The organism is Parerythrobacter lacustris (assembly GCF_024626475.1).
Taxonomy (GTDB): Bacteria; Pseudomonadota; Alphaproteobacteria; order Sphingomonadales; family Sphingomonadaceae; genus Parerythrobacter_A; species Parerythrobacter_A lacustris.
On the sequence record NZ_JANKHH010000005.1, the window covers coordinates 18,735 to 38,539 of the forward strand.

Consider the following 19,805-nt stretch of genomic DNA (forward strand, 5'->3'; position numbering starts at 1 on the left):
TTACGTTTGCGTAAGGTGCGTGTTAGGTTGCAACCAACAACGCGAGTGAGTCGCCTTGCGGCCGCTCGCACAACAGCCACGCGGGAGAATGCGATGACCAAGACCTATGCCAATCTGATCGACGGCGAACTCGTCACCACCGCGGCGACGATGGAAGTGCTCAACCCGGCGAACGAGCAGGTCGTCGGGCTGGTCCCGTCCTGCGGTGCGGACGAGCTCGACCGTGCGGTCGCCGCCGCGCGCAAGGCGTTCAAGACCTGGTCCAAGCGCCCGATCGACGAGCGCCGCGCGGTGATCCAGGCGATGGCGGGCGTGATCAAGGAAAACGCCGACGAGCTGTTCCGGCTGCTGACCACCGAGCAGGGCAAGCCGCACGAACAGGCGAAGGGCGAAATTTACGGCGCAGCCGGGCTGATGGCCGCGCAATCGACGCTCAGCCTCGAGGAAGAGATCATCGAGGACAGCGACACCCGCCTGCACCGCTCGCGCCGCGTACCGGTGGGCGTGGTCGGCGGCATCGTGCCGTGGAACTTCCCGGTGATGATGGCGATGCAGAAAATCGCCCCCGCCATGCTGTCGGGCTGCACCATCGTGCTCAAGCCTTCGCCCTTCACCCCGCTCACCACGCTGCGGATTGCCGAGCTGATCAAGGATGTGGTGCCCGCCGGCGTGGTCAACGTCATCACCGGCGAGGACAGCCTCGGCCCGCTGATCACCGGCCACCCGGATATCGACAAGATCACCTTCACCGGCTCGACCGCTACGGGGAAGAAGATCATGGAAGGCGCTTCGAAGGACCTCAAGCGCATCACGCTCGAACTCGGCGGCAACGACGCCTCGATCGTGCTGCCCGACGCGAATGTGGCGAAGGTCGCCGAGCAGCTGTTCTGGTCGAGCTTCTCCAACGCCGGGCAGATCTGCGTCGCTGCCAAGCGGGTCTATATCCACGAGGATATCTATGACGAGCTGAGCGCCGCGATCGCCGAATACGCCAAGGGCGTGAAGGTCGGCGACGGGTCCGAACAGGGCACCGGGGTCGGCCCGATCCAGAACAAGAAGCAGTTCGACCGGGTGTGCGAGCTGATCGAGGACGCCAAGGCGAACGGCTACAAGTTCCTCGTCGGCGGCGATGTCGATCCGTCCGGCTCCGGCTACTACGTGCCGATCACCATCCTCGACAATCCGCCCGAAGACGCGCGGATCGTGGCCGAGGAACAGTTCGGCCCGGTCATGCCGCTGATGAAGTTCTCGACCACCGAGGAAGTGATCGAGCGCGCCAACAATTCGGACTACGGCCTCGCCGGCGCGGTGTGGACCGGCGATACCGACAAGGGCGTGGAGATCGCCGAGCAGCTCGAAACCGGCACCGTGTGGGTCAACGAATACCTCCACCTCTCGCCCTTCGCTCCGTTCGGCGGCCACAAGCAGTCGGGCTTCGGCGCGGAGTACGGCGTCGAGGGGCTGAAGGAATTCACCTACTCGCAGGTGATCACGGTCAAGAAGAACGCGATGGCCTGAGGCGGCCCGTCGCATGGTCGCCGCCGATCCGGAGGATATCCGAAACTGGCGGCGGCGACCCGACGGGACCACCACTTCGGGGCGCTTGCAGGCGGGCGATCCTGCGCGCCTCGCCGCGATCGGCGTGCGCCATGTGGTGAACCTGGCGCTGGCAGACCATCCCGAGGCGCTGGCGGACGAAGCGGCGCTGCTTGCGGCGGAGGGGATCGGCTACACCCATATCCCGGTGCCGTTCGACGCGCCGACTGCCGGGCATGTCGATGCGCTGCGCGAGGCGCTCGCCGGGACCGTGGGTCCGGTGCATGTGCACTGCATCATGAACTGGCGCGTCACGGCGTTTTTCTATCTGATCGATCGGCGAGGCGGCGTGCCGGAAGAGGGAGCGCGGGCGCGCATGCTCGATGTGTGGGACCCGTTCGCCTCCGACGATCCGCGATTGTTGCCGTGGCAGGCGCTGCTTCAGTCTCCGGTGTAATCCGCGCCGTAGACCGCCGCGCGGAAATCGTGGTGCAGCGCATTGTCGAACGGGATCTTCTGCGTTGCGAGGATGACAACCATGTCCTGCCGCGGATCGACCCAGAACAGCATTGAGGGGTAGCCGTCCCAGAAGAATTCGCCTTCCGTCCCGCGGTTCTCCTCCGGCGATCGGGGCGGCGCGGTGCGGACGAAAACATCGAGCCCGAACCCGCCGCTGCCCTTGCCGACCAGCCAGGATCGATTCTCCGGACCGATGCGCGGATCGAGCTGGTCGGTCGCCATCAGCCGAACGGTCGAGGGCTGGAGGAGGCGGACGCTTTCAAGCGCGCCTTCGCCGAGCAGCATGCGGGCGAAGCGGGCGTAATCGTCCACCGTGGTGACGATGCCCGAGCCGCCCATCGTCATCGGCTTGCCCGCGAAATTGGCCTCCAGCCACAGGTCGCGCGGCATCGGCGCGAGTGTGCCGCCATCGTCTGCGATGTAGATTTTCGCCAGCCGGGGTAGATCGGCCTGATTGCGCGACCAGCCGCTGTCGGCCATGCCTAGCGGCTGGAAGATGTGCTGCCTGACATAGTCTTCGAAGCGCTGGCCCGACAGCACCTCCACCAGCCGCGCCTGCACATCGACCCCGGCGCTGTAGTGCCAGCGCGCGCCGGGGTCCGAAAGCAGCGGCACCTGCGCCATCGCATCGGCAAACTCGGCGAGCGTCTTGTCCGGGCTGAGCGGCTGGAGTCGCTCCCATGCCCGGTCGCTCGGATTGTCGGGCGCGCCATCGGCCCCATAGGTGAAGCCGGCGGTATGGCGCATCACGTCGCGCACGGTGACCTTGCGGCTGGGCGCGCGCAGCAGCGGATTGCCTTGCGCATCCTCGCCGTCTGCCACCATGAGACCGGCGAACTGCGGCAGGTGCCATTCGAGCGGATCGTCGAGACCGAACTTGCCCTCTTCCCACAGCTGCATCAGCGCAACGCCGGTGACCGGCTTGGTCATCGAGAAGATCTGCACCAGCGTATCGCGGGTAAACGGTTTCTGCGCTTCGCGGTCGGCCATTCCGGCGGCGGTGAAGCAGGTTTCGCTCCCGCCCTGCCACACCAGCGCGGATGCACCCGCCGTCCTTTCCTCAGCGACCGCCCGCTCGAGGAAGGCTGCGATCTGCGCGCAATCGGGGCGGTAGGGTTCCGTCTGCGCAGCGGCAGGCTGGGCCAGCAGGCCGCCGGCGATCAGTGTCACGGCAAAAGCAAGGGTCGAACGCTTCATGGCACCTCTCCAGCAAGGCGAAGCTAGCTGGAATACGGCGCAAGGCAAGCGCTCACCCCCCGAACACCACCGTCCGCTGGCCGTTCAGCAAAACCCGTTCCTGCAGGTGCAGCCGCACCGCTTCGGCGAGGACGCGGCTCTCGATATCGCGGCCCTTGCGCACCAGGTCTTCCGGGCTGTCGGCGTGGCTGATCGCCTCGGCGTCCTGATGGATGATCGGGCCTTCGTCGAGATCGCGGGTGACGTAATGCGCGGTCGCGCCGATCATCTTGACCCCGCGCGCATGCGCCTGGTGATAGGGTTTCGCGCCCTTGAAGCCGGGCAGGAAGCTGTGGTGGATGTTGATGCAGCGCCCGGCGAAATGCGCCGCCTGCTCGTCCGACAGAATCTGCATGTAGCGCGCCAGCACCACCAGCTCGGCCCCCGTTTCCGCCGCGATGGCGCGCACCTGCGCTTCCTGTGCGGCCTTGGTTTCGGCGGTCACCGGCAGGTGGTGGAACGGCAGGTCGCCGATGTCGGTGTGGCGGATGCTCTCGCGCGGGTGGTTGGAGACGATCGCCACCGGGTCCATCGCCAGCTCGCCAATGCGCCAGCGGTAGAGCAGGCTGGCGAGACAGTGGTCGAATTTGCTGACCATGATCATAACCCGCCGCGGCCGGTCGCGCAGTGCGAGCTTCCATTCCATCCCGAACCCGGCGGCGAGCGGGGCGAATTCGGCCTTGAGCACCTCGCGCGAGACCACGCCGGGATCGAACTCGACCCGCATGAAGAAGGCGTCGCTTTCACGGTCGTTGAACTGCTGCGCCTCGAGCACATTGCCGCCGCGCTCGAACATGAAGCCGGTTACCTTCGCGGTGATCCCCGGCCTGTCGGCGCAGGAGAGGGTGAGGACGAGGGGGGCGGTCATTCGGATGGCGCTCTTTTTGCCATCTCCACTACGTCATGCAAAAACTCGCGATAGGCGTCAGCGACTTTCGGATTCAGCAGCAACTCGGCATCGAACCCTGGCTCACCAGCAAGTGAGGAAGTGTGCAGATTTCCGACGATGTCCAACAAGCTCTCATAAAGCATCTGCCGCTCTTGCTCGTTCTCATAAGCCGGACGGTTCTTCAAATACCCAAGCCGCAGGACGACTTTTGCACTCGGATAGACCCCAAACGGATAGCATGATCGACCGTCGTCAGTTTCCCACTCGCCTATGATCGAGCCAGCAGTAGCGGGAACGAAGACCTTGCCGTCCAAGGCTTGGGCAATGGCACAGGCGATCTGTACGCCTTTCAGTTTTTCCTGTCCTTTTGGAGAAATTCGCTCTTCGATCCACTCCTCAAGAGAGTAATGCCTCCGGTCCTTGTCACCCTTCTTTGCCAATGTCTTGGCGCTTGCCCCAATCGTTCTGGGGACAAGGGTGGTGACACCATGCTCGTCAGCATACCAGCTCAGTTCCACGGCCCTGACATCAGCTTGCATCTGGCTGTCCAGCCATTCGACCACGACCGCCAATTCATCTGGAATGCGATCGGCCACAAAAACGAGTTTGATCTGCCCCGACTGGAGGTTGCTCTCGACGCGCTGCCAAAAATCCGAAGCATCTTCCCCGTCGAGGAAGTCTTCCAAAGCAGCTGCGGCCTCGGGTTCCCCCATTCCCGAGCGAAACGCGGCCTCGATTGCTCCCGGCTTCCAATGTGCAGTACCGTTTGCAGCGTAATCGATCAGCTGCCCCACGACTTCACGCCTCAGTCTCGTATCGACTGCCCGCTTGAGCTCAACCATTACCGGAACCCCCCGCCGCGTTACGAAGAGGTGGTCGAGGGACCAGCGATTATCGCTCGTCCCGTCACCTATTGATGCCTCTCTGGCAATGAGGAGAAGTTGGTCCTCTCCGGCAATCAGTTGTGGGTACCGCGCTACAAGATCCTGCATGTGATCTTCATTGGCTGGGGCAGCGGGTTTCATCTCGCGGAGCCCGCTGGTTTCAACGATGTATACCGACTTGTCCATGTCAACGCCGGCTCAGCGCCTCTTCGCTCTGCGTCATCAGCTTCGCGATGATGTCGGCGACCGGTTCCTCTTCCTTGAGCATGCCGACCGACTGGCCAGCCATGACCGATCCGTTCTCGACATCGCCGTCGATCACCGCTCGGCGTAGCGCGCCCGCCCAGAAATGTTCGATCTGCAATTGCGCCTCGCCCATCTCGATTGTGCCTGTGTCGAGCAGCTTGGCGACCTCGATCTGCTTGGCGGTGAACTCCTCGGTGCCCTTGTTCTTGAGTGCGCGGACCGGGATCACCGGCAGGCGCGGGTCGACCTGTACGCTGGTCACGGCATCGCGCGCATTGGCGCGGAAGAAGGCCTGCTTGAAATTCGGGTGCGCGATGCTTTCGGTGGCGCAGGCAAAGCGGGTGCCAAGCTGCACCCCGACCGCGCCCATTTCCAGATAGCCCGCAATCGCCTGCCCGCGCCCGATCCCCCCGGCGACGAACACCAGGTGGTCCTCGGCCAGTTCGGGCAGGAATTCCTGCGCCAGCACGCTGGTCGAGACCGGGCCGATATGCCCGCCCGCTTCCATCCCCTCGATCACCAGCGCATCGCCGCCGCTGCGCAGCAGCTTCTTCGCCAGCGCCAGCGTGGGGGCGAAGACGATCACCTTGGCACCGAACGCCTTGATCGCCTCGACGCTGCCCTTGGGCGGGATGCCGCCGGCGAGCACGACGTGGCCGACCCCGTGCTTCGCGCAAACGTCGATCAGCTCGAACAGCTGCGGGTGCATGGTGATGAGGTTGACGCCGAACGGCTTCGCGGTCAGCGCCCTGGTTGCCGCGATTTCGCCGTCGAGCAGCTCGGGGGTCATCGCGCCGCAGGCGATCACCCCGAAGCCGCCTGCATTGCTGATCGCGGAGACGAGGTTGCGCTCGCTCACCCAGCTCATCGCGCCGCACAGGATGGCGGTTTCGGAACCCAGGAAGTCGATCCCGCGTTGCATTAGCGCGGTGGTTTTCGGATAGGCTGTCATGGCAGCCGCGCTTAAGCGCGCGCGCGGCCCATCGCAAGCCCTGCACGATGCGGCGCGCGCGTCATCGATATGCAACTCAACCGATTACTATCTGACAATTAATCGATTGGACTAATCACCGGCCACGGGCCATCTGATCACCATAGAACCAATTTCCAGGAGGATTCGACATGGATATGAAAACCGGCGAGATGAGCGGCGGATGCCCGTTCAACGGCGACGGCGGCACCCGCGGCCTGCTCGGCCGCACCAACCGCGACTGGTGGCCCGATGCACTCAATCTCGAAATCCTCGTCTCCGGCGGCAAGAGCGCCGACCCTTACGGGGAAGATTTCAACTATGCCGAAGCGTTCAACGCGATCGACTACAACGCGCTGAAGGCCGACCTGACCGCGCTGATGACCGACAGCCAGGACTGGTGGCCGGCAGACTACGGCCACTACGGCCCGTTCTTCATCCGCATGGCGTGGCACGCGGCCGGCACCTATCGCACCGGTGACGGGCGCGGCGGTGCATCGAGCGGGCAGCAACGCTTCGCCCCGCTCAACAGCTGGCCCGACAACGGCAACCTCGACAAGGCTCGCCGCCTGCTGTGGCCGATCAAGCAGAAATACGGCAAGCACATCAGCTGGGCCGACCTGTTCATCCTCACCGGCAATGTCGCGATCGAATCGATGGGCGGCCCGGTGTTCGGCTTCGGCGGCGGCCGCAAGGACGTGTTCGAGCCCGAGACCGTCTACTGGGGCACCGAAGAGCAGTGGGTCAACGAAGGCGTTGCCACCCGCATCCTGCCCGATGAAGGCAAGGCGCTCGAAAACCCGCTAGCCGCGATCCAGATGGGTCTGATCTACGTCAATCCCGAAGGGCCGGGCGGCAACCCGCACGACCCCGAAGGCATGGCGCGCGACATGCGCGAAACCTTCGCCCGGATGGCGATGAACGACGAGGAAACCGTCGCGCTGACCGCCGGTGGCCATGCCTTCGGCAAGGCGCATGGCGCCAAGCCGGCGGACAATTTCGGCGGCGCGCCCGAGAGCGAGCATCTGGCGCTGATGGGCTTTGGCTGGCTGACCGACAAGGACGAGATCGGCAAGGGCCACATTACCACTTCGGGCATCGAAGGCGCGTGGACCCCGAACCCGACCCAGTGGGGCAATGATTACTTCCGCCTGCTGTTCAAATACGAGTTCGAACTGGTCCAGAGCCCGGCGGGCGCGAACCAGTGGCAGCCGATCGATCAGGAAGAGGCCGACATGGCACCCGACGCTCGCGACCCGAGCAAGAAGGTGCCGACCATGATGACCACCGCCGACATGGCGCTGAAGCGTGACCCCGAGTATCGCAAGATTTCGGAGCGCTTCCTCAACGATCAGGCCGCGCTCGACGATGCCTTCGCCCGCGCATGGTTCAAGCTGACCCACCGCGACATGGGGCCCAAGGCGCGTTACCTCGGCCCCGAAGTCCCGTCGGAAACGCTGATCTGGCAGGATCCTGTCCCCGCCGGCACCACACCGTCGGACGCTGCGGTCGCCGAGTTCAAGACCAAGGTTCTCGCCAGCGGGCTGACCGTCGGCGAGCTGGTCAAGGCGGCGTGGGCTTCGGCCTCGACCTACCGCAATTCGGACCATCGCGGCGGTGCCAATGGCGCGCGCGTCCGTCTCGCCCCGCAGAAGGACTGGAAGGTCAACGATCCGGCGGAACTGGCCAAGGTGCTCGCCAAGCTCGACGAACTGCGCGGCGGGCTGTCGATGGCCGACGCGATCGTGCTGGCAGGGGCCGCAGCGATCGAGAAGGCGGCCAAGGACGGCGGCTATGACATCAGCGTCAAGGTGACCACCGGCCGCGGCGACGCCACCGAGGAGCACACCGACGCCACGAGCTTCGAGCCGCTCGAACCGCTGGCCGACGGCTTCCGCAACTACCTCAAGACCAAGGCGAGCGTGAAGACCGAAGACCTGCTGATCGACCGCGCCCACCTGCTCGGCCTGTCGATCCCCGAACTGACCGCACTGGTCGGCGGGATGCGCGCGCTGGGGGCGGTCAGCACCCATACCCAGCACGGCAACCGCATCGGTGTCCTGACCGACCGCCCGGGCGTGCTGTCGAACGATTTCTTCGTCAACCTGCTGTCGATGAACACCGAATGGTCGGTGGTCGACGACAGCGGCGACGAGGAATTCCTCGGCAAGGACCGCAAGACCGGTGAGGAGCTGTACCGCGCGACCCGTACCGACCTGGTGTTCGGTTCGAACTCGCAGCTGCGCGCGCAGGCCGAAGCCTTCGCCGAAGGCGGCGGCGACAAGACCTTCGTCGAGACCTTCGTCCGCGCCTGGACCAAGGTAATGGACGCGGACCGGTTCGACATCGCCTGACCCGATCCTGCGGGCAGCAGTCCGCAGGCCAGACCACGAAGGCTCATCCCCCCCGAGCCCTTCGGGTCGCAGGAAGCCCCCGGTTTAACGCCGGGGGCTTTTTGCTGGGCGAAGCTTGCAGCGGAAGCTAAGTCGCCGCCATGACCCTGCCCTTCTCCGGACCGGCCCGCACGCTCGCAGCGATCATCGCCATCGCAGTGTTCGTCACCCTGGCGCTGCAGACGTCGATCAACCTCGAACGCGACGGCAGCCCGCTCTTCGCTTTCGCGCTGTTGCTGCGGTTCTTCACCATCTGGACCAATTTCGCCGCCGGGCTGATCCTCGGCTGGGTGGCGCTGCGCGGCCGGGCCGACGAACGGGTGCTGTTCGCCCTTGCCACGGCCATCGCGATCGTCGCGCTGGTCTATCACGGGGTGCTCGCGGCGGACCACCATCCGGTCGGGCTCGACCGGTGGACCAACCAGATGTTCCACAGCGCGATCCCCGCCGCCACAATCCTGTGGTGGCTCGCCTTCTCGCGGCCGTCACAGATGGGCTGGCGCTCGCTGCCGTGGGTGATGGTGGTGCCGGTGGTCTACACCGTCTTCGCCCAGATCGTCGGCGCAGCGAGCGGCTTCTATCCCTATTTCTTCCTCGACCTGCCGAAACTCGGCTGGGCCATGCTGCTCGCCAACCTCGCCGGATTGTCGCTGTGTTTCCTGCTGATTGCAGCGCTGCTGCTGGCGGTGCGGAGCTCCGCTACGCGCCTGACGGGCACACAGTCAGATCCAGCCCGCATCCCTTAACACCGCAACATTCGCCCGGCTGACCGGCGCTTCGATCCCGGTGTCGAGCAGCAGGCGCACATTTCGCCCCTCGCGCGCGACATCCTTTACCGCGTGCCGCGCGACCCACCAGCTGCGATGCACCTGCATGCCCTCGATCCCGTCGAGTTCGCCCAGTGCATCGCGCAGCCGCAGCAGAACGAGGTCCGACCCGAGCGCGGTATGCGCGCGGACGTAATGGTCCTCCATTTCGAGCGCGATCAGGTCGCTGCCCAGTTCGGGCGGCAGCCGATCGAGGAAGGGTATGGCGCGAGGTACAGCCGGCGGCTCTGGCTCTGGCGCCGAACGCGGTACTGTAGTCGGGCGATTGGCCAATGCCGGCTGTGCCGTCTTGCCCGATTGCAGCGCATAGAAGAGCGCGGTGACTGCCGCGCCGATTACGAACACCGAGGCATAGGTTGCGAGAATTACCTGTGCGCCGGGCAAAGAGATAGGCCCGGGCAGCGAACCGAGCAGCAGCACGACGGCGGTCATCGGCACGGTGGCGACCACTACCGCCGCAACCCAAAGCCCGGCCGAAGGCAGGGCGAGCGAATGTTCGAGCCGCCCGATTAGCCCGCCGATCGGGCGGTAGATCGCGTAACCGGCATAGGCGAGGCCGAGCCAATAAACCAATCGCCAGGCGAGCGGCATCTCGAAACTGCCGAACGGGCCGATGATCGCCAGCACCACACCGATCAGCGTCATCAGCGAAAGGTCGATCAGGACGCGGCGCATCGGAAGGTCGCTATCGGGCGGGGCCGGCTGGGTCATACTCGCTGAAACTAGCGCCCGTTCGCGCTTCGTAAAGTGGCAAGCCTGTGCCTATCCGCGCATTCCGCGAATTGCAGGACCCGGCCGCGCAAGCGGCGTTGCGGGCGAACGGGCCGGTGGCAGGAAACGGGCATCACCGCTTCGACAGGAGACCTGCCATGACTGCTTCCGCCCTAACTGCCACTGCTCCCTATGCCGCCCGCCCGCGCAACGCCGGGTTTGATATCGGCCCCGCGACACGCGCGATCATTACTGCCGCCGCGATCGCGATGAGCGCCGCCTGCCTTTTTGCGCTGATGCGATTTGCCCTTGGCCTCGCACCCGCCCATCCCGCAATGCGCAACATCGCGGTCGTGCTGCATGTTGTTACCGTGCTGCCCGCCGTCCCGCTAGGTGCCTATCTGCTCCTCTCTCGCAAGGGCACACCGCGCCACCGCCAGCTCGGCAAGCTGTGGGTCGGCCTGATGGTGGTGACCGCGCTGGCGATCACCTTCATCCGTGGCGGGACCGATTTCAGCTGGATCCACATTTTCGTGCCGCTGACGCTGCACGGCGCATGGAAGACGATCGTCACCGCGCGCGCCGGCAAGATCGCCGAGCACAAGCGCCATCTCGTCGGCATGTATCTCGGCGCGCTGATGATACCGGGGATTTTCAGCTTCCTGCCCGACCGGATGATGGGGACCTGGCTGTTCGGTTGACGGGAGTCTGCCCTTCAGCCCTCCGCATCGAGACCGTAGGCGGTGTGCAGCACGCGCACCGCCAGTTCGGTTTCGTCCTCGTCGATCATCACGCTGATCTTGATTTCCGAGGTGGAGATCGCCTGGATGTTGATCCCGCGTTCGCTCAAGGCGCGGAACATGCTGCTGGCGACACCGGCATGGCTCTTCATCCCGACCCCGACTACGCTGATCTTGGCGATCCGGCTGTCGGTGATGATGCGGTTGAAACCGATCACGTCGCGCTTGTCCTCCAGCAGCGCCTGCGCGCGGGCCAGGTCGGCCTGCGGCACGGTGAAGGTCACGTCGGTCTCGCCCTTGTCGCGGCCGACGTTCTGGATGATCATGTCGACATTGATCGAGGCCGCAGCGAGCGGTTCGAAGATATTCGCCACCGCGCCCGGCTTGTCGGGCACGCGGGTTAGGATGACCTTCGCCTCGTTCTTGTCATGCGCGATACCGGTCACGTGCTGGCGTTCCATTTCGCCATCCTCCAACAGTTGTTCCATCTCCTCTTCGGAGACGATCATGGTTCCGGGCAATTCGTCGGCAGGGGTCGCATCGTCGTCGATGAAACTGGAAAGGACCTGCACCCGCACCCCTTCCTTCATCGCGAGGCCGACCGAGCGGGTCTGTAGCACCTTGGCCCCGACGCTCGCCAGTTCGAGCATTTCCTCGTAGGTCACCGCCTTGAGCTTGCGCGCTTTGGCGACGATGCGCGGGTCGGTGGTGTAAACCCCGTCGACATCGGTGTAGATATCGCACCGGTCGGCATCGATCGCCGCCGCCACTGCCACCGCCGAGGTGTCCGACCCGCCGCGCCCGAGTGTCGAGATGCGGCCGTCCTCGGTCACCCCCTGGAATCCGGGGATCACAGCGATCTCGCCCGCTTCCATCGCGGCAACCATCGCGGGAGCATCGACAGTTTCGATCCGTGCCTTGGCGTGCGCATCCGAGGTCTTCATCGGCATCTGCCAGCCGAGCCAGCTGCGCGCCTTGCACCCCAGCCCTTGTAGCGTCAGCGCGAGCAGCCCGCTGGTGACCTGCTCGCCGCTCGAAACCACAACATCGTATTCCGCCGGATCGTAGAGCGCATGCGCCTCGCGGCAGAAATTGACCAGCCGGTCGGTCTCCCCCGCCATGGCGGAGACGACCACCGCGACCTGGTGCCCGGCAGCCTGCTGGCGGCGCACGATATTCGCCACGCGCCGGATGCGCTCGGTCCCGGCCATCGAGGTGCCGCCGAATTTCATCACGATCCGCGCCAAAACCCGCTTCTCCTGCCGTATCACCCGGTCGCAGCGGGTTAGGGGCGGCTCGGCGCAATGACAAGCAGGCTTGCGGTTTGGCCGGCGATAGCGTTGATTGCGCAGGACTGTAGCGAGGGAGGGTGACGATGGCAGAACTGGTCCATGTCCTGCGCGATGCAGCGCCGGAAGAGATCGCCGCCCTGCTCCGGCGCGACGGTGCCTGCATCGTCGATGATGCCATGGCACCCGGATTGCTCGAAGGGCTCAAGGCCGAGATCATGCCCTATGTCGAGGCGACATCAATGGGGATGGATGATTTCACCGGTCGCCAGACCAGCCGCACCGGGGCGCTGGTCGCCCGCTCAGCCACCTGCCGCGAGCTGGTGATGGACCCCCGGATCACCGGGGCCTGCGATGCCTTCCTCAAGGCCTATTGCGACACCTACCAGCTCCACCTGACCCAGCTGATCCGGATCTTTCCCGGGCAAGGCGAACAGGTGCTGCACCGCGACCGGCTCGCCTGGGGCGGGTTCTTGCCGCGCGAACTCGAACCGCAGCTCAACACCATCTGGGCGGTGACCGACTTCACCCGCGCGAACGGCGCGACCCGCGTGGTCCCCGGCTCGAACCAGTGGGATCCCGAGCGGCGCGCCGAGGATCGAGAGATCGCTTACGCCGAGATGCGTGCCGGATCGGTGCTGGTCTATTCGGGATCGGTCATCCATTCGGGCGGGCGCAACAGCAGCGATACCGACCGCATGGGTCTCAACATCACCTATTGCCTCGGCTGGTTGCGGCAGGAGGAGAACCAGTATCTCTCGTGCCCGCCCGAAATCGCACAGGAATTCAGCCCGCAATTGCGCGCGCTGCTCGGTTACGCCATGGGCAGCTACGCGCTGGGTTATTTCACCCCGCCGCTGCCGCCGGGCGAGGGGCCGGAGATCACTCCGCCCGACTGGCTGTTCGGCGAAGCGGCGGCGGACTGGGGCAGCGATCTATACGCCAGCGTGTCGCAACGCGCAGACAAGGGAGCGCTTTAGGCGCGCATCAGCATGACCGATTCGAGCGTTACGATCCGTCCCGAGGAAGCCGCGCATTTCGGCCAGCTGGCGCGCGAATGGTGGGACCCCAAGGGGTCCTCCGCCATGCTCCACCGGCTCAATCCGGTGCGGCTGGCCTTCGTGCGCGAGGCGATCGACCGGCACTGGGGCGGCGATCCCGCAGCAGTGCGCCCGTTGGCGGGCAAGAGCGCGCTCGATGTCGGTTGCGGCGCGGGGCTGCTCTGCGAGCCGCTGGCGCGGCTGGGCGCAGCGGTTACCGGGGTCGATGCCGCGCCCGAGAATGTACAGGCCGCTGCCGCCCATGCCGAGGGGGCCGGGCTCGACATCCGCTATATGGCGGGAGAGGTCGTGTCGCTCGACATCGGCCGGTTCGACCTCGTCACCAGCATGGAAGTGATCGAGCATGTCGCGGACAAGGCGGCGTTCGTGGCCGCGCTGGCGGATCGTCTCGCGCCGGGCGGGCTGATGGTGCTCTCCACCCCCAACCGGACTGCCGCCAGCCGTCTTCTGCTGGTCGGCGCAGCGGAGGCAGTGGGCATAGTGCCGCGCGGAACGCATCACTGGGACGATTTCATCATTCCCGATGAGCTTGGTGAACTGCTGGCAGGGGCCGGGCTGTCCGTCTCCGCCCGCAAGGGAATCGCCTTTTCGCTGTCGAAAGGCCTACATCTGTCCGACGACGAGAGCCTGAATTACATCCTCAGCGCGCGCCGCACCTGAGGGCTGTCAGCAGTTGGCGATCGTCACCGGGGACTGGACCTTGCCGGTGTTGGAGATCATCTCGATGCGGAACTTGCCGCCTGCATCGATCACGCTGCGGTTGCCCGCCTCGTCGCATACATTCGGGCGAAGCAGCTTGCGCATGGTGCCCGGATCGAAGATCTCGTTGCCCGTGGGCACGTTTTCGATCGTCATGACCAGCGTATCACCCCCTTCGGCTGTCGCAGTTAGCTTCGCGCCATCCATCGTATCGGCCAACATGGCCTGACCGTCGGTGTTCAGGAACTTCGCCGCCCCCTCCAGCCTGCTGGCGAGATTGTCTTCGGTGACGCCTGCGCCGCAGCCGGCGAGCGGGATGGCGGCGGCGAGGCCGATGGCAGACAGATAACGCATGATGTGAATCCCCGGGATATGTCGGACTTCCGTAGCCCGCCAATGCTTAAGCGAGCGTTCGCGAGGTCCGGCTTTCCCGAAAGATTGCGAATTGCGTCACCCACCTGCCACGGGGCAGCGCCGGTCGTTCTCGTTTGGCCAGGCCCGCACCCGTGCCGGATCGTCCGTGAACACACCGTCGACGCCGGCTGCAACGAGCATTCCGAACAGCGATCCGTCGCACCCCGTCCCCGGAGGTGCGCCATCGAGTTGCAGCGCTGCGGGCAGGAAGGCGTTCTCCTTGCGCAGCGTCCAGGCGTGAACCAGCAGGCCCGCCGACTGCGCGTCCGCCACGAGCGGGGTGGCCTGTCCGGTCTCGTCGAGCAGCAAACCGATGTTCGCGCCAATCGCATCGGCGTAGGCCGCAATCTCCGCCAGCCCGCTGGGGGTGATCATCTCGGCGTAGCGCATCGCGGGTTCGTCGGCCGGCCCGCCCTCGGCGGCGACCAGCTGGACCAGCTTGAACGCGCTGCGCTGGTCGAGCCGTTGCAGCGGACCGACCTCAAAACTTTGGATGAACAGCGGATCTTCCTCCGTGACGCCCAGCCGCTTCAGTTCGAGCAACAGCAGGTCGACCGTGTCGATCCCTTCTTCCTGCAGCAGAAACTCGGAATGCTTGAGTTCGGGGTAGATGCCGATTTGCCGTTCGACCTCGATTTCCTTCGCACGAACCAGCCGGACGATCTCCTCCAGCGTCGGGATCTGGTACAGCCCGTCGTAGCGCGCGTTCTGCGGGCGGAGGCCGGGGATGCGCTCCTTCGCGCGCAGGGTGCGCAGTTCGGCGAGAGTGAAATCCTCGGCGAAGAACCCGTTGACCAGCTGTCCATCGACCGTCTTAGAGCGGCGGCGATCGGCAAATTCCTCGCGGGTCGCGACATCGGTGGTCTCGGAGATTTCGGTTTCGTGCCGCGCGACGAGGACGCCGTCCTTGGTCACCACCAGGTCCGGCTCGATATAGTCTGCACCCTGATCGATCCCCAGTTCGTAGGCCGCGAGCGTGTGCTCGGGCCGCTCCCCGCTCGCGCCGCGATGCGCGATGATGATCGGGGTGTCGGCCAAGGCGGGCGTGGCCACTGCAAGCGCCAGCGCGGCAAGGAAAATCCTGGTCAAAAGGCTGCGTCCCATTCTTCCGGTTTGAAGCCGACCAGCAGGCCGCCCTCATGCTCCACGATCGGCCGCTTGATCGTCGAGGGATGCTGAACCAGCACTGACACGGCCTTTCCGCCATCGATATCGGCCTTCTCGGCATCCGACAGCCTGCGATAGGTCGTTCCGCGCCGGTTGAGCACCGTATCGAGCCCGGCGGCGTCGATCCACGTGGCCAGCTTCGCCAGATCCGCGCCTTCCTTTTTGTAGTCATGGAAGGTGTAGTCCAGCCCTCGATCGTCGAGCCAGACGCGCGCCTTCTTGACGGTGTCGCAATTGGGGATGCCATAGAGATGGATCATCACAGCAGGTCTCTCGCAGTGAAGTGGTGGCTACGCGGGTTGTCGCAACCATAGAATGTATAGCTCGCGTAATAGCGATCCCGCCCATGGGCCTGCGCCAGGCGATGCTCCGCCACACGGCCCCACGCGCGGGCAGCTGATTCGCTCTCCCATTCCGACAAGGCGATGACTTCGCCATCGTCCGCCGCGTAGCTCTTGAACGACAGGAAGCCTTTCTGCGTCTTGGCCATGTCGAGCATGTGATCCGCTTCGGCATCATAGGCTTCCATATCGATATCCGGGCGCTTGCGGTTGCGAAACACAACCAGATACATCAGCGTTCTCCCTTCAAATGAGCGTCGGCAATCGCCACCGCGAGAGCGTCGGCGGCATCCGCGCCTTCGATTGTCGCGCCCGGCAGCAGCACCTTGAGCATCGCCTGCACCTGTGCCTTGTCCGCCCCGCCGGTGCCGACCACCGCCTTCTTGACCAGTCGCGCCGCGTGTTCGTTGACCGTCAGTCCTCCGGCAGCGCAGGCCGCGAGCACCGCGCCGCGCGCCTGCGCCAGCTTGAGCGTCGACTGCGGGTTCTTGTTGACGAAGATTTCCTCCGCCGCCGCGCGGTCGGGCGCGTACGCCGCGATCACCGCGCGGATTGCGTCGTGAAGGTGATGCAGCCGCTCGGCAATCGGGGCCTTGGCGTCGGTCTTCACCTCGCCATTGGCGATGTGGCTCAGGCGCGAACCCTCTGCCCGGATCAGGCCCCAGCCGGTGCAGCTGAGCGAGGGATCAAGGCCGAGGATCAGCATCCTTCGAGACGCTCGGACCGTCGTCCTCGCTCCTCAGGATGAGCGGGAGTTTCTAGCAGTCCGCTCGTCCTGAGGAGGCGAAGCCTTCGGCTGAGCCGTCTCGAAGGACAGCCCGCCAACCTCACCCCAGCTTCTCCATCACCTCGTCGCTGATCTCGTAATTGCCCCACACCATCTGCACATCGTCATCGTCGTCGAGCACATCGACCAGCTTGAGCAGCGTGCCGGCGCTCGACTCGTCCATGTCGACGGTGATGCTAGGCTTCCACGCCAGCTTGACGCCATCGGCTGCGCCCAGCACCGCCTCCAGCGCGGTGGCGACGGCATGGAGATTCTCGGCTGCGGTCCAGATGGTGTGGCCGTCCTCGCCGCTCTCGATGTCTTCCGCCCCGGCCTCCATCGCCGCTTCGAGCACCTTGTCCTCATCGCCCGCGCTCGCCGGATATTCGATCAGGCCGAGCCGTTCGAAACCGTGGCTGACCGAACCTTCGGAACCGAGGTTGCCGCCGTTCTTGCTGAAGGCGGTGCGGACATTTGTGGCGGTGCGGTTGCGGTTATCGGTCAGCGCCTCGACGATCAGCGCGACGCCGCCCGGGCCGTAGCCTTCGTAGCGCACTTCCTCGTAATCCTCGCCGCCCGCCGCGCTCGCCTTGTCGATCGCGCGCTGGATATTGTCCTTCGGCATCGACTGCGCCTTGGCCGCATTGACCGCCAGGCGCAGTCGCGGGTTCATATCCGGATCTGGCATGCCCATCTTCGCCGCCACGGTAATCTCGCGGCTGAGCTTGGAGAACAGGTTCGAGCGTTTCTTGTCCTGAGCACCCTTGCGGTGCATGATATTCTTGAACTTGGAATGGCCTGCCATTTGTATGCCCGGATTTTTAAGGTTTGGATGGCAGGCGCATTAGCCGCATGAACGGCGTAACCACAACCCCCGAAGCGGCCCCCGCGCCGCACCCCGAAACCCCGTCCGGCCGGACGATCCCCGCCGCCGGTTCGGTACGCGGCGAATGGCGGCGCTACTTCGCCTTCCTGCGCCGCCCTGCCCTGCCCGACAAGGCAGCGCCCGTCAGCGGTGCGACGCTGGCGGCGACCTTGCGATTGTATACGCTCGACCTGCTGCTTGTCGGCACGTTGCTGTCGCTCGCGCTAATGGCGGTCGCTGCAGGGTTCGTGCCGCCGGATAATGCGCTGGCAGAGCTCGAGTTCAATGCCCTGACGCTGTTCGCCATCGTTGTCTTTGCCCCTGTGCTGGAAGAGATCGGCTTTCGCGGCTGGCTATCGGGCCGCGCGGGGGCAGTGCTGCCGATCCTGTTGCTGGGGGCCGGGTTCACCGCGGTCATGTTGGCCGGGCAGAGCAATGCGATGCTCGGCGCGGGGCTGTTCCTGCTGGCCGCGATGGCGGCGCTGGTGCTCGCCATCGTGCTGCGCAAGCGACCGGCGTGGACCTGGTTCCAGCGGTTCTTCCCGCTGTTCTTCTGGCTCAGCACCGTTGCCTTCGCGCTGGTGCATATCTTCAACTACACCGAGGGATCGTTCCTCGCTCTGCTGCCGCTGGTGCTGCCGCAGTTTATCGCAGGTTCGATCTTCGGCTATGCGCGGGTGAACTACGGCCTGTGGTCCGCCATGCTGCTTCACATCCTGCACAACGGAACGCTGATCGGGCTGGTGCTGCTGGCGATCAACACAGCGGGTGGGTAAGGCGCCAATATCAACAATGACGACAATAGGGACATTCGCAATAATCGCGCCAACAATCACATCTCGTCTCTAGAGAGGCATTTTCGCGGGACGAAAATGAAGTCACTTTGCGAATTTTAAATTTAGGGTTAAGGTGCAAAGTATTCAGTGTTTCGGGGGGAAACTATGAAGAGTTTTTCAGTCGCCTTTATCCTTTCGGTTTCGATCGCCTTGTCAGGATGTCAAACGGTTGGACGCGCATCGCGTGCCGATCCGGTAGGTATCTCCGCACGTCCGCAATCGAACGATAATTCACAATGCTCGCTGACTGCCATGATCGATGGTGACCGCAAATTTGCGATCGATCTTGGGTGTTTCGCGTTCGACCCAAAGAACGACACTGAAACCGCATATCGTATGGCTACGTCGGGCAATATCGAGACTCAGAGGATTGCTCGCAATCGGCTTGAGGCCGTTTTGATCAACCAAGCAAACTTGGTCTGCGAGCAGGAAAAGGGCGCGATCTACGGCAACAAGGCGGCAACGTCGGGAATTCTGGATTTCCTCGCATCAGGTTTCTCAATCACGAGCACGATCGTCGGCGGAGATCAGGCCAAATCGATCCTTTCAGGCCTGGCCGGCCTGTCAACCGCGACCCGGACCAACATCGACGCCAATGTCTACCAGAACCAACTGGTGTCGGCCATTACCAAGGTCATGGACGCCGAACGCGCCCGAATCCTCACCACTATGGAGGCAAAACGCGGCAGTAGCGTCGCGGATTATTCCACAGACGACATGATCCGCCGGGCCAATGAGTATCACCAAGGATGCTCGTTCCAGAAAGGCGTTCAGCTCTTGCTAGATGCCGCCGTGAACAAAGAAGGTGTGGACCGAATCATCGAGGGCATTAATCTCCGCACTGCAGTTAAGACCTTGCGCGAACAAAGGGATGGGCTTGCTGGGCTACGAACCGCAGAAGCCGATGCAAAAGTGAAGGAACTCGACACCAAGCTAGGCGAATTGATCTTACAACAGGCGCAAAACGCCGAAGGCGCAAGTTCTGTGACGGTTGACACTGGCGAGGATGTCGACGGAAATTGATCCGCCATCATCCAAATCGGAATATGCTCACCCCAGCCCGAGCGCCGCCTTGTAGGTGTCGAGCACCATTTCCATTTCATTGCGGTCGTCGGGCTTCATTTTCCGCAGACGGACGATCTGGCGCATGATCTTGGGATCATAACCCACTGCCTTGGCCTCCGCATAGACGTCGCGGATATCGTCGGCGATGCCCTTCTTTTCTTCCTCAAGGCGTTCGATGCGCTCGATCAGCAGGCGCAGGCGGTCGTCGGTGGCTTCGGCCATCGTGGGGTGCTCCATGAATTGGTGAATCGCTTTGGCGCTCGCATAGCGATAGAGTCGGGCGGGCAAAAGAGTGCGGCGCAGGTTTTCCTGCCCTTGAGCACTCTTGCGCGGGCGGATAGCTGGATTATC

The 19,805-nt window shown here is 64.3% G+C and carries 22 protein-coding genes; 9 read left to right on the forward strand and 13 right to left on the reverse strand.

Annotation, left to right across the window (positions count from 1 at the left end; all coding sequences use genetic code 11):
• Positions 1-93: 93 nt before the first annotated feature.
• Positions 94-1,518: an aldehyde dehydrogenase family protein gene (locus tag NSO95_RS09290; RefSeq protein ID WP_257595939.1), complete on the forward strand. Its 1,425-nt coding sequence runs from the start codon at positions 94-96 to the stop codon at positions 1,516-1,518.
• Positions 1,519-1,531: 13 nt separating this feature from the next.
• Positions 1,532-1,993: a protein tyrosine phosphatase family protein gene (locus NSO95_RS09295; RefSeq protein ID WP_257595940.1), complete on the forward strand. Its 462-nt coding sequence runs from the start codon at positions 1,532-1,534 to the stop codon at positions 1,991-1,993.
• On the opposite strand, the gene NSO95_RS09300 is transcribed toward NSO95_RS09295, so the two are convergent.
• The 4 genes from NSO95_RS09300 to NSO95_RS09315 are packed head-to-tail and all read right to left on the reverse strand — an operon-like array spanning position 1,978 to position 6,262.
• A complete protein-coding gene (locus tag NSO95_RS09300) occupies positions 1,978-3,252 on the reverse strand; it encodes a serine hydrolase domain-containing protein (protein ID WP_257595941.1) in 1,275 nt (424 codons plus the stop codon). The two genes, NSO95_RS09295 and NSO95_RS09300, sit on opposite strands and share 16 nt — an antisense overlap.
• A 52-nt stretch (positions 3,253-3,304) precedes the next feature.
• Positions 3,305-4,159, reverse strand: a complete 855-nt coding sequence (gene purU, locus NSO95_RS09305; RefSeq protein ID WP_257595942.1) for a formyltetrahydrofolate deformylase — start codon at positions 4,157-4,159, stop codon at positions 3,305-3,307.
• Positions 4,156-5,250, reverse strand: a complete 1,095-nt coding sequence (locus tag NSO95_RS09310; protein WP_257595943.1) for a PDDEXK family nuclease — start codon at positions 5,248-5,250, stop codon at positions 4,156-4,158. Before NSO95_RS09310 ends, purU begins: the two co-directional genes overlap by 4 nt.
• A 1-nt stretch (position 5,251) precedes the next feature.
• Positions 5,252-6,262 carry an NAD(P)H-dependent flavin oxidoreductase gene (locus NSO95_RS09315; RefSeq protein ID WP_257595944.1) on the reverse strand — a complete coding sequence of 337 codons (1,011 nt, stop codon included), beginning with the start codon at positions 6,260-6,262 and terminating at the stop codon, positions 5,252-5,254.
• A 170-nt stretch (positions 6,263-6,432) separates the two neighbouring features.
• Between NSO95_RS09315 and katG the strand changes: the two genes are divergently transcribed.
• Positions 6,433-8,634: a catalase/peroxidase HPI gene (gene katG / locus NSO95_RS09320; protein ID WP_257595945.1), complete on the forward strand. Its 2,202-nt coding sequence runs from the start codon at positions 6,433-6,435 to the stop codon at positions 8,632-8,634.
• 140 nt (positions 8,635-8,774) lie between these two features.
• Positions 8,775-9,419, forward strand: coding sequence for a Pr6Pr family membrane protein (locus NSO95_RS09325; protein WP_257595946.1), 645 nt, complete (start codon positions 8,775-8,777; stop codon positions 9,417-9,419).
• Here the strand turns inward: NSO95_RS09325 and NSO95_RS09330 are convergent.
• A complete protein-coding gene (locus tag NSO95_RS09330) occupies positions 9,396-10,211 on the reverse strand; it encodes a LytTR family DNA-binding domain-containing protein (protein ID WP_257595947.1) in 816 nt (271 codons plus the stop codon). The two genes, NSO95_RS09325 and NSO95_RS09330, sit on opposite strands and share 24 nt — an antisense overlap.
• Positions 10,212-10,369: 158 nt before the next feature.
• Between NSO95_RS09330 and NSO95_RS09335 the strand changes: the two genes are divergently transcribed.
• Entirely contained in the window at positions 10,370-10,912 is a 543-nt protein-coding gene (locus NSO95_RS09335; RefSeq protein WP_257595948.1) for a DUF2306 domain-containing protein, read from the forward strand.
• A gap of 14 nt (positions 10,913-10,926) precedes the next feature.
• Here the strand turns inward: NSO95_RS09335 and NSO95_RS09340 are convergent, their stop codons facing one another.
• Entirely contained in the window at positions 10,927-12,198 is a 1,272-nt protein-coding gene (locus NSO95_RS09340) for an aspartate kinase (RefSeq protein WP_436278035.1), read from the reverse strand.
• 128 nt (positions 12,199-12,326) lie between these two features.
• On the opposite strand from NSO95_RS09340, the gene NSO95_RS09345 reads away from it, so the two are divergent.
• The gene (locus NSO95_RS09345) at positions 12,327-13,220 is read left to right on the forward strand and encodes a phytanoyl-CoA dioxygenase family protein (RefSeq protein ID WP_257595949.1); all 894 of its coding nucleotides are present in this window, start codon (positions 12,327-12,329) and stop codon (positions 13,218-13,220) included.
• Positions 13,221-13,232: 12 nt separating this feature from the next.
• Positions 13,233-13,961, forward strand: a complete 729-nt coding sequence (gene ubiG, locus NSO95_RS09350) for a bifunctional 2-polyprenyl-6-hydroxyphenol methylase/3-demethylubiquinol 3-O-methyltransferase UbiG (RefSeq protein WP_257595950.1) — start codon at positions 13,233-13,235, stop codon at positions 13,959-13,961.
• A 6-nt stretch (positions 13,962-13,967) separates the two neighbouring features.
• On the opposite strand, the gene NSO95_RS09355 is transcribed toward ubiG, so the two are convergent.
• The 6 genes from NSO95_RS09355 to NSO95_RS09380 form a co-directional block, all read right to left on the reverse strand.
• The gene (locus NSO95_RS09355; protein WP_257595951.1) at positions 13,968-14,354 is read right to left on the reverse strand and encodes a hypothetical protein; all 387 of its coding nucleotides are present in this window, start codon (positions 14,352-14,354) and stop codon (positions 13,968-13,970) included.
• 96 nt (positions 14,355-14,450) lie between these two features.
• The gene (locus NSO95_RS09360; protein ID WP_257595952.1) at positions 14,451-15,503 is read right to left on the reverse strand and encodes a glycerophosphodiester phosphodiesterase family protein; all 1,053 of its coding nucleotides are present in this window, start codon (positions 15,501-15,503) and stop codon (positions 14,451-14,453) included.
• Positions 15,500-15,844, reverse strand: coding sequence for an arsenate reductase (locus tag NSO95_RS09365; protein WP_257595953.1), 345 nt, complete (start codon positions 15,842-15,844; stop codon positions 15,500-15,502). Before NSO95_RS09365 ends, NSO95_RS09360 begins: the two co-directional genes overlap by 4 nt.
• Positions 15,841-16,155, reverse strand: a complete 315-nt coding sequence (locus NSO95_RS09370) for an antibiotic biosynthesis monooxygenase family protein (RefSeq protein ID WP_257595954.1) — start codon at positions 16,153-16,155, stop codon at positions 15,841-15,843. Before NSO95_RS09370 ends, NSO95_RS09365 begins: the two co-directional genes overlap by 4 nt.
• Positions 16,155-16,628 (reverse strand): crossover junction endodeoxyribonuclease RuvC, encoded by a 474-nt coding sequence (gene ruvC, locus NSO95_RS09375; protein ID WP_257595955.1) that lies wholly within the window; start codon positions 16,626-16,628, stop codon positions 16,155-16,157. The genes NSO95_RS09370 and ruvC overlap by 1 nt, the downstream gene beginning before the upstream one ends.
• Before the next feature lie 121 nt (positions 16,629-16,749).
• On the reverse strand, positions 16,750-17,493 hold the full coding sequence (locus tag NSO95_RS09380; protein WP_257595956.1) for a YebC/PmpR family DNA-binding transcriptional regulator: 744 nt from the start codon (positions 17,491-17,493) through the stop codon (positions 16,750-16,752).
• Positions 17,494-17,540: 47 nt separating this feature from the next.
• Here NSO95_RS09380 and NSO95_RS09385 point away from each other — a divergent pair, with 47 nt between their 5' ends.
• A complete protein-coding gene (locus NSO95_RS09385) occupies positions 17,541-18,329 on the forward strand; it encodes a CPBP family glutamic-type intramembrane protease (protein ID WP_257595957.1) in 789 nt (262 codons plus the stop codon).
• A gap of 165 nt (positions 18,330-18,494) precedes the next feature.
• A complete protein-coding gene (locus tag NSO95_RS09390; RefSeq protein WP_257595958.1) occupies positions 18,495-19,412 on the forward strand; it encodes a hypothetical protein in 918 nt (305 codons plus the stop codon).
• Positions 19,413-19,439: 27 nt separating this feature from the next.
• Here the strand turns inward: NSO95_RS09390 and NSO95_RS09395 are convergent, their stop codons facing one another.
• A complete protein-coding gene (locus NSO95_RS09395) occupies positions 19,440-19,676 on the reverse strand; it encodes a DUF2312 domain-containing protein (protein WP_257595959.1) in 237 nt (78 codons plus the stop codon).
• Positions 19,677-19,805 lie beyond the last annotated feature (129 nt).

Coding starts and splice junctions, on each gene's coding strand:
- purU (WP_257595942.1), bottom strand. CDS start 4,159: ATGACCGCCCCCCTCGTCCTCACCCTCTCCTGCGCCGACAGGCCGGGG.
- NSO95_RS09310 (WP_257595943.1), bottom strand. CDS start 5,250: ATGGACAAGTCGGTATACATCGTTGAAACCAGCGGGCTCCGCGAGATG.
- katG (WP_257595945.1), top strand. CDS start 6,433: ATGGATATGAAAACCGGCGAGATGAGCGGCGGATGCCCGTTCAACGGC.
- NSO95_RS09385 (WP_257595957.1), top strand. CDS start 17,541: ATGAACGGCGTAACCACAACCCCCGAAGCGGCCCCCGCGCCGCACCCC.
- NSO95_RS09290 (WP_257595939.1), top strand. CDS start 94: ATGACCAAGACCTATGCCAATCTGATCGACGGCGAACTCGTCACCACC.
- ruvC (WP_257595955.1), bottom strand. CDS start 16,628: ATGCTGATCCTCGGCCTTGATCCCTCGCTCAGCTGCACCGGCTGGGGC.
- NSO95_RS09325 (WP_257595946.1), top strand. CDS start 8,775: ATGACCCTGCCCTTCTCCGGACCGGCCCGCACGCTCGCAGCGATCATC.
- NSO95_RS09390 (WP_257595958.1), top strand. CDS start 18,495: ATGAAGAGTTTTTCAGTCGCCTTTATCCTTTCGGTTTCGATCGCCTTG.
- NSO95_RS09335 (WP_257595948.1), top strand. CDS start 10,370: ATGACTGCTTCCGCCCTAACTGCCACTGCTCCCTATGCCGCCCGCCCG.
- ubiG (WP_257595950.1), top strand. CDS start 13,233: ATGACCGATTCGAGCGTTACGATCCGTCCCGAGGAAGCCGCGCATTTC.
- NSO95_RS09330 (WP_257595947.1), bottom strand. CDS start 10,211: ATGACCCAGCCGGCCCCGCCCGATAGCGACCTTCCGATGCGCCGCGTC.
- NSO95_RS09355 (WP_257595951.1), bottom strand. CDS start 14,354: ATGCGTTATCTGTCTGCCATCGGCCTCGCCGCCGCCATCCCGCTCGCC.
- NSO95_RS09345 (WP_257595949.1), top strand. CDS start 12,327: ATGGCAGAACTGGTCCATGTCCTGCGCGATGCAGCGCCGGAAGAGATC.
- NSO95_RS09395 (WP_257595959.1), bottom strand. CDS start 19,676: ATGGCCGAAGCCACCGACGACCGCCTGCGCCTGCTGATCGAGCGCATC.
- NSO95_RS09380 (WP_257595956.1), bottom strand. CDS start 17,493: ATGGCAGGCCATTCCAAGTTCAAGAATATCATGCACCGCAAGGGTGCT.
- NSO95_RS09300 (WP_257595941.1), bottom strand. CDS start 3,252: ATGAAGCGTTCGACCCTTGCTTTTGCCGTGACACTGATCGCCGGCGGC.
- NSO95_RS09315 (WP_257595944.1), bottom strand. CDS start 6,262: ATGACAGCCTATCCGAAAACCACCGCGCTAATGCAACGCGGGATCGAC.
- NSO95_RS09370 (WP_257595954.1), bottom strand. CDS start 16,155: ATGTATCTGGTTGTGTTTCGCAACCGCAAGCGCCCGGATATCGATATG.
- NSO95_RS09295 (WP_257595940.1), top strand. CDS start 1,532: ATGGTCGCCGCCGATCCGGAGGATATCCGAAACTGGCGGCGGCGACCC.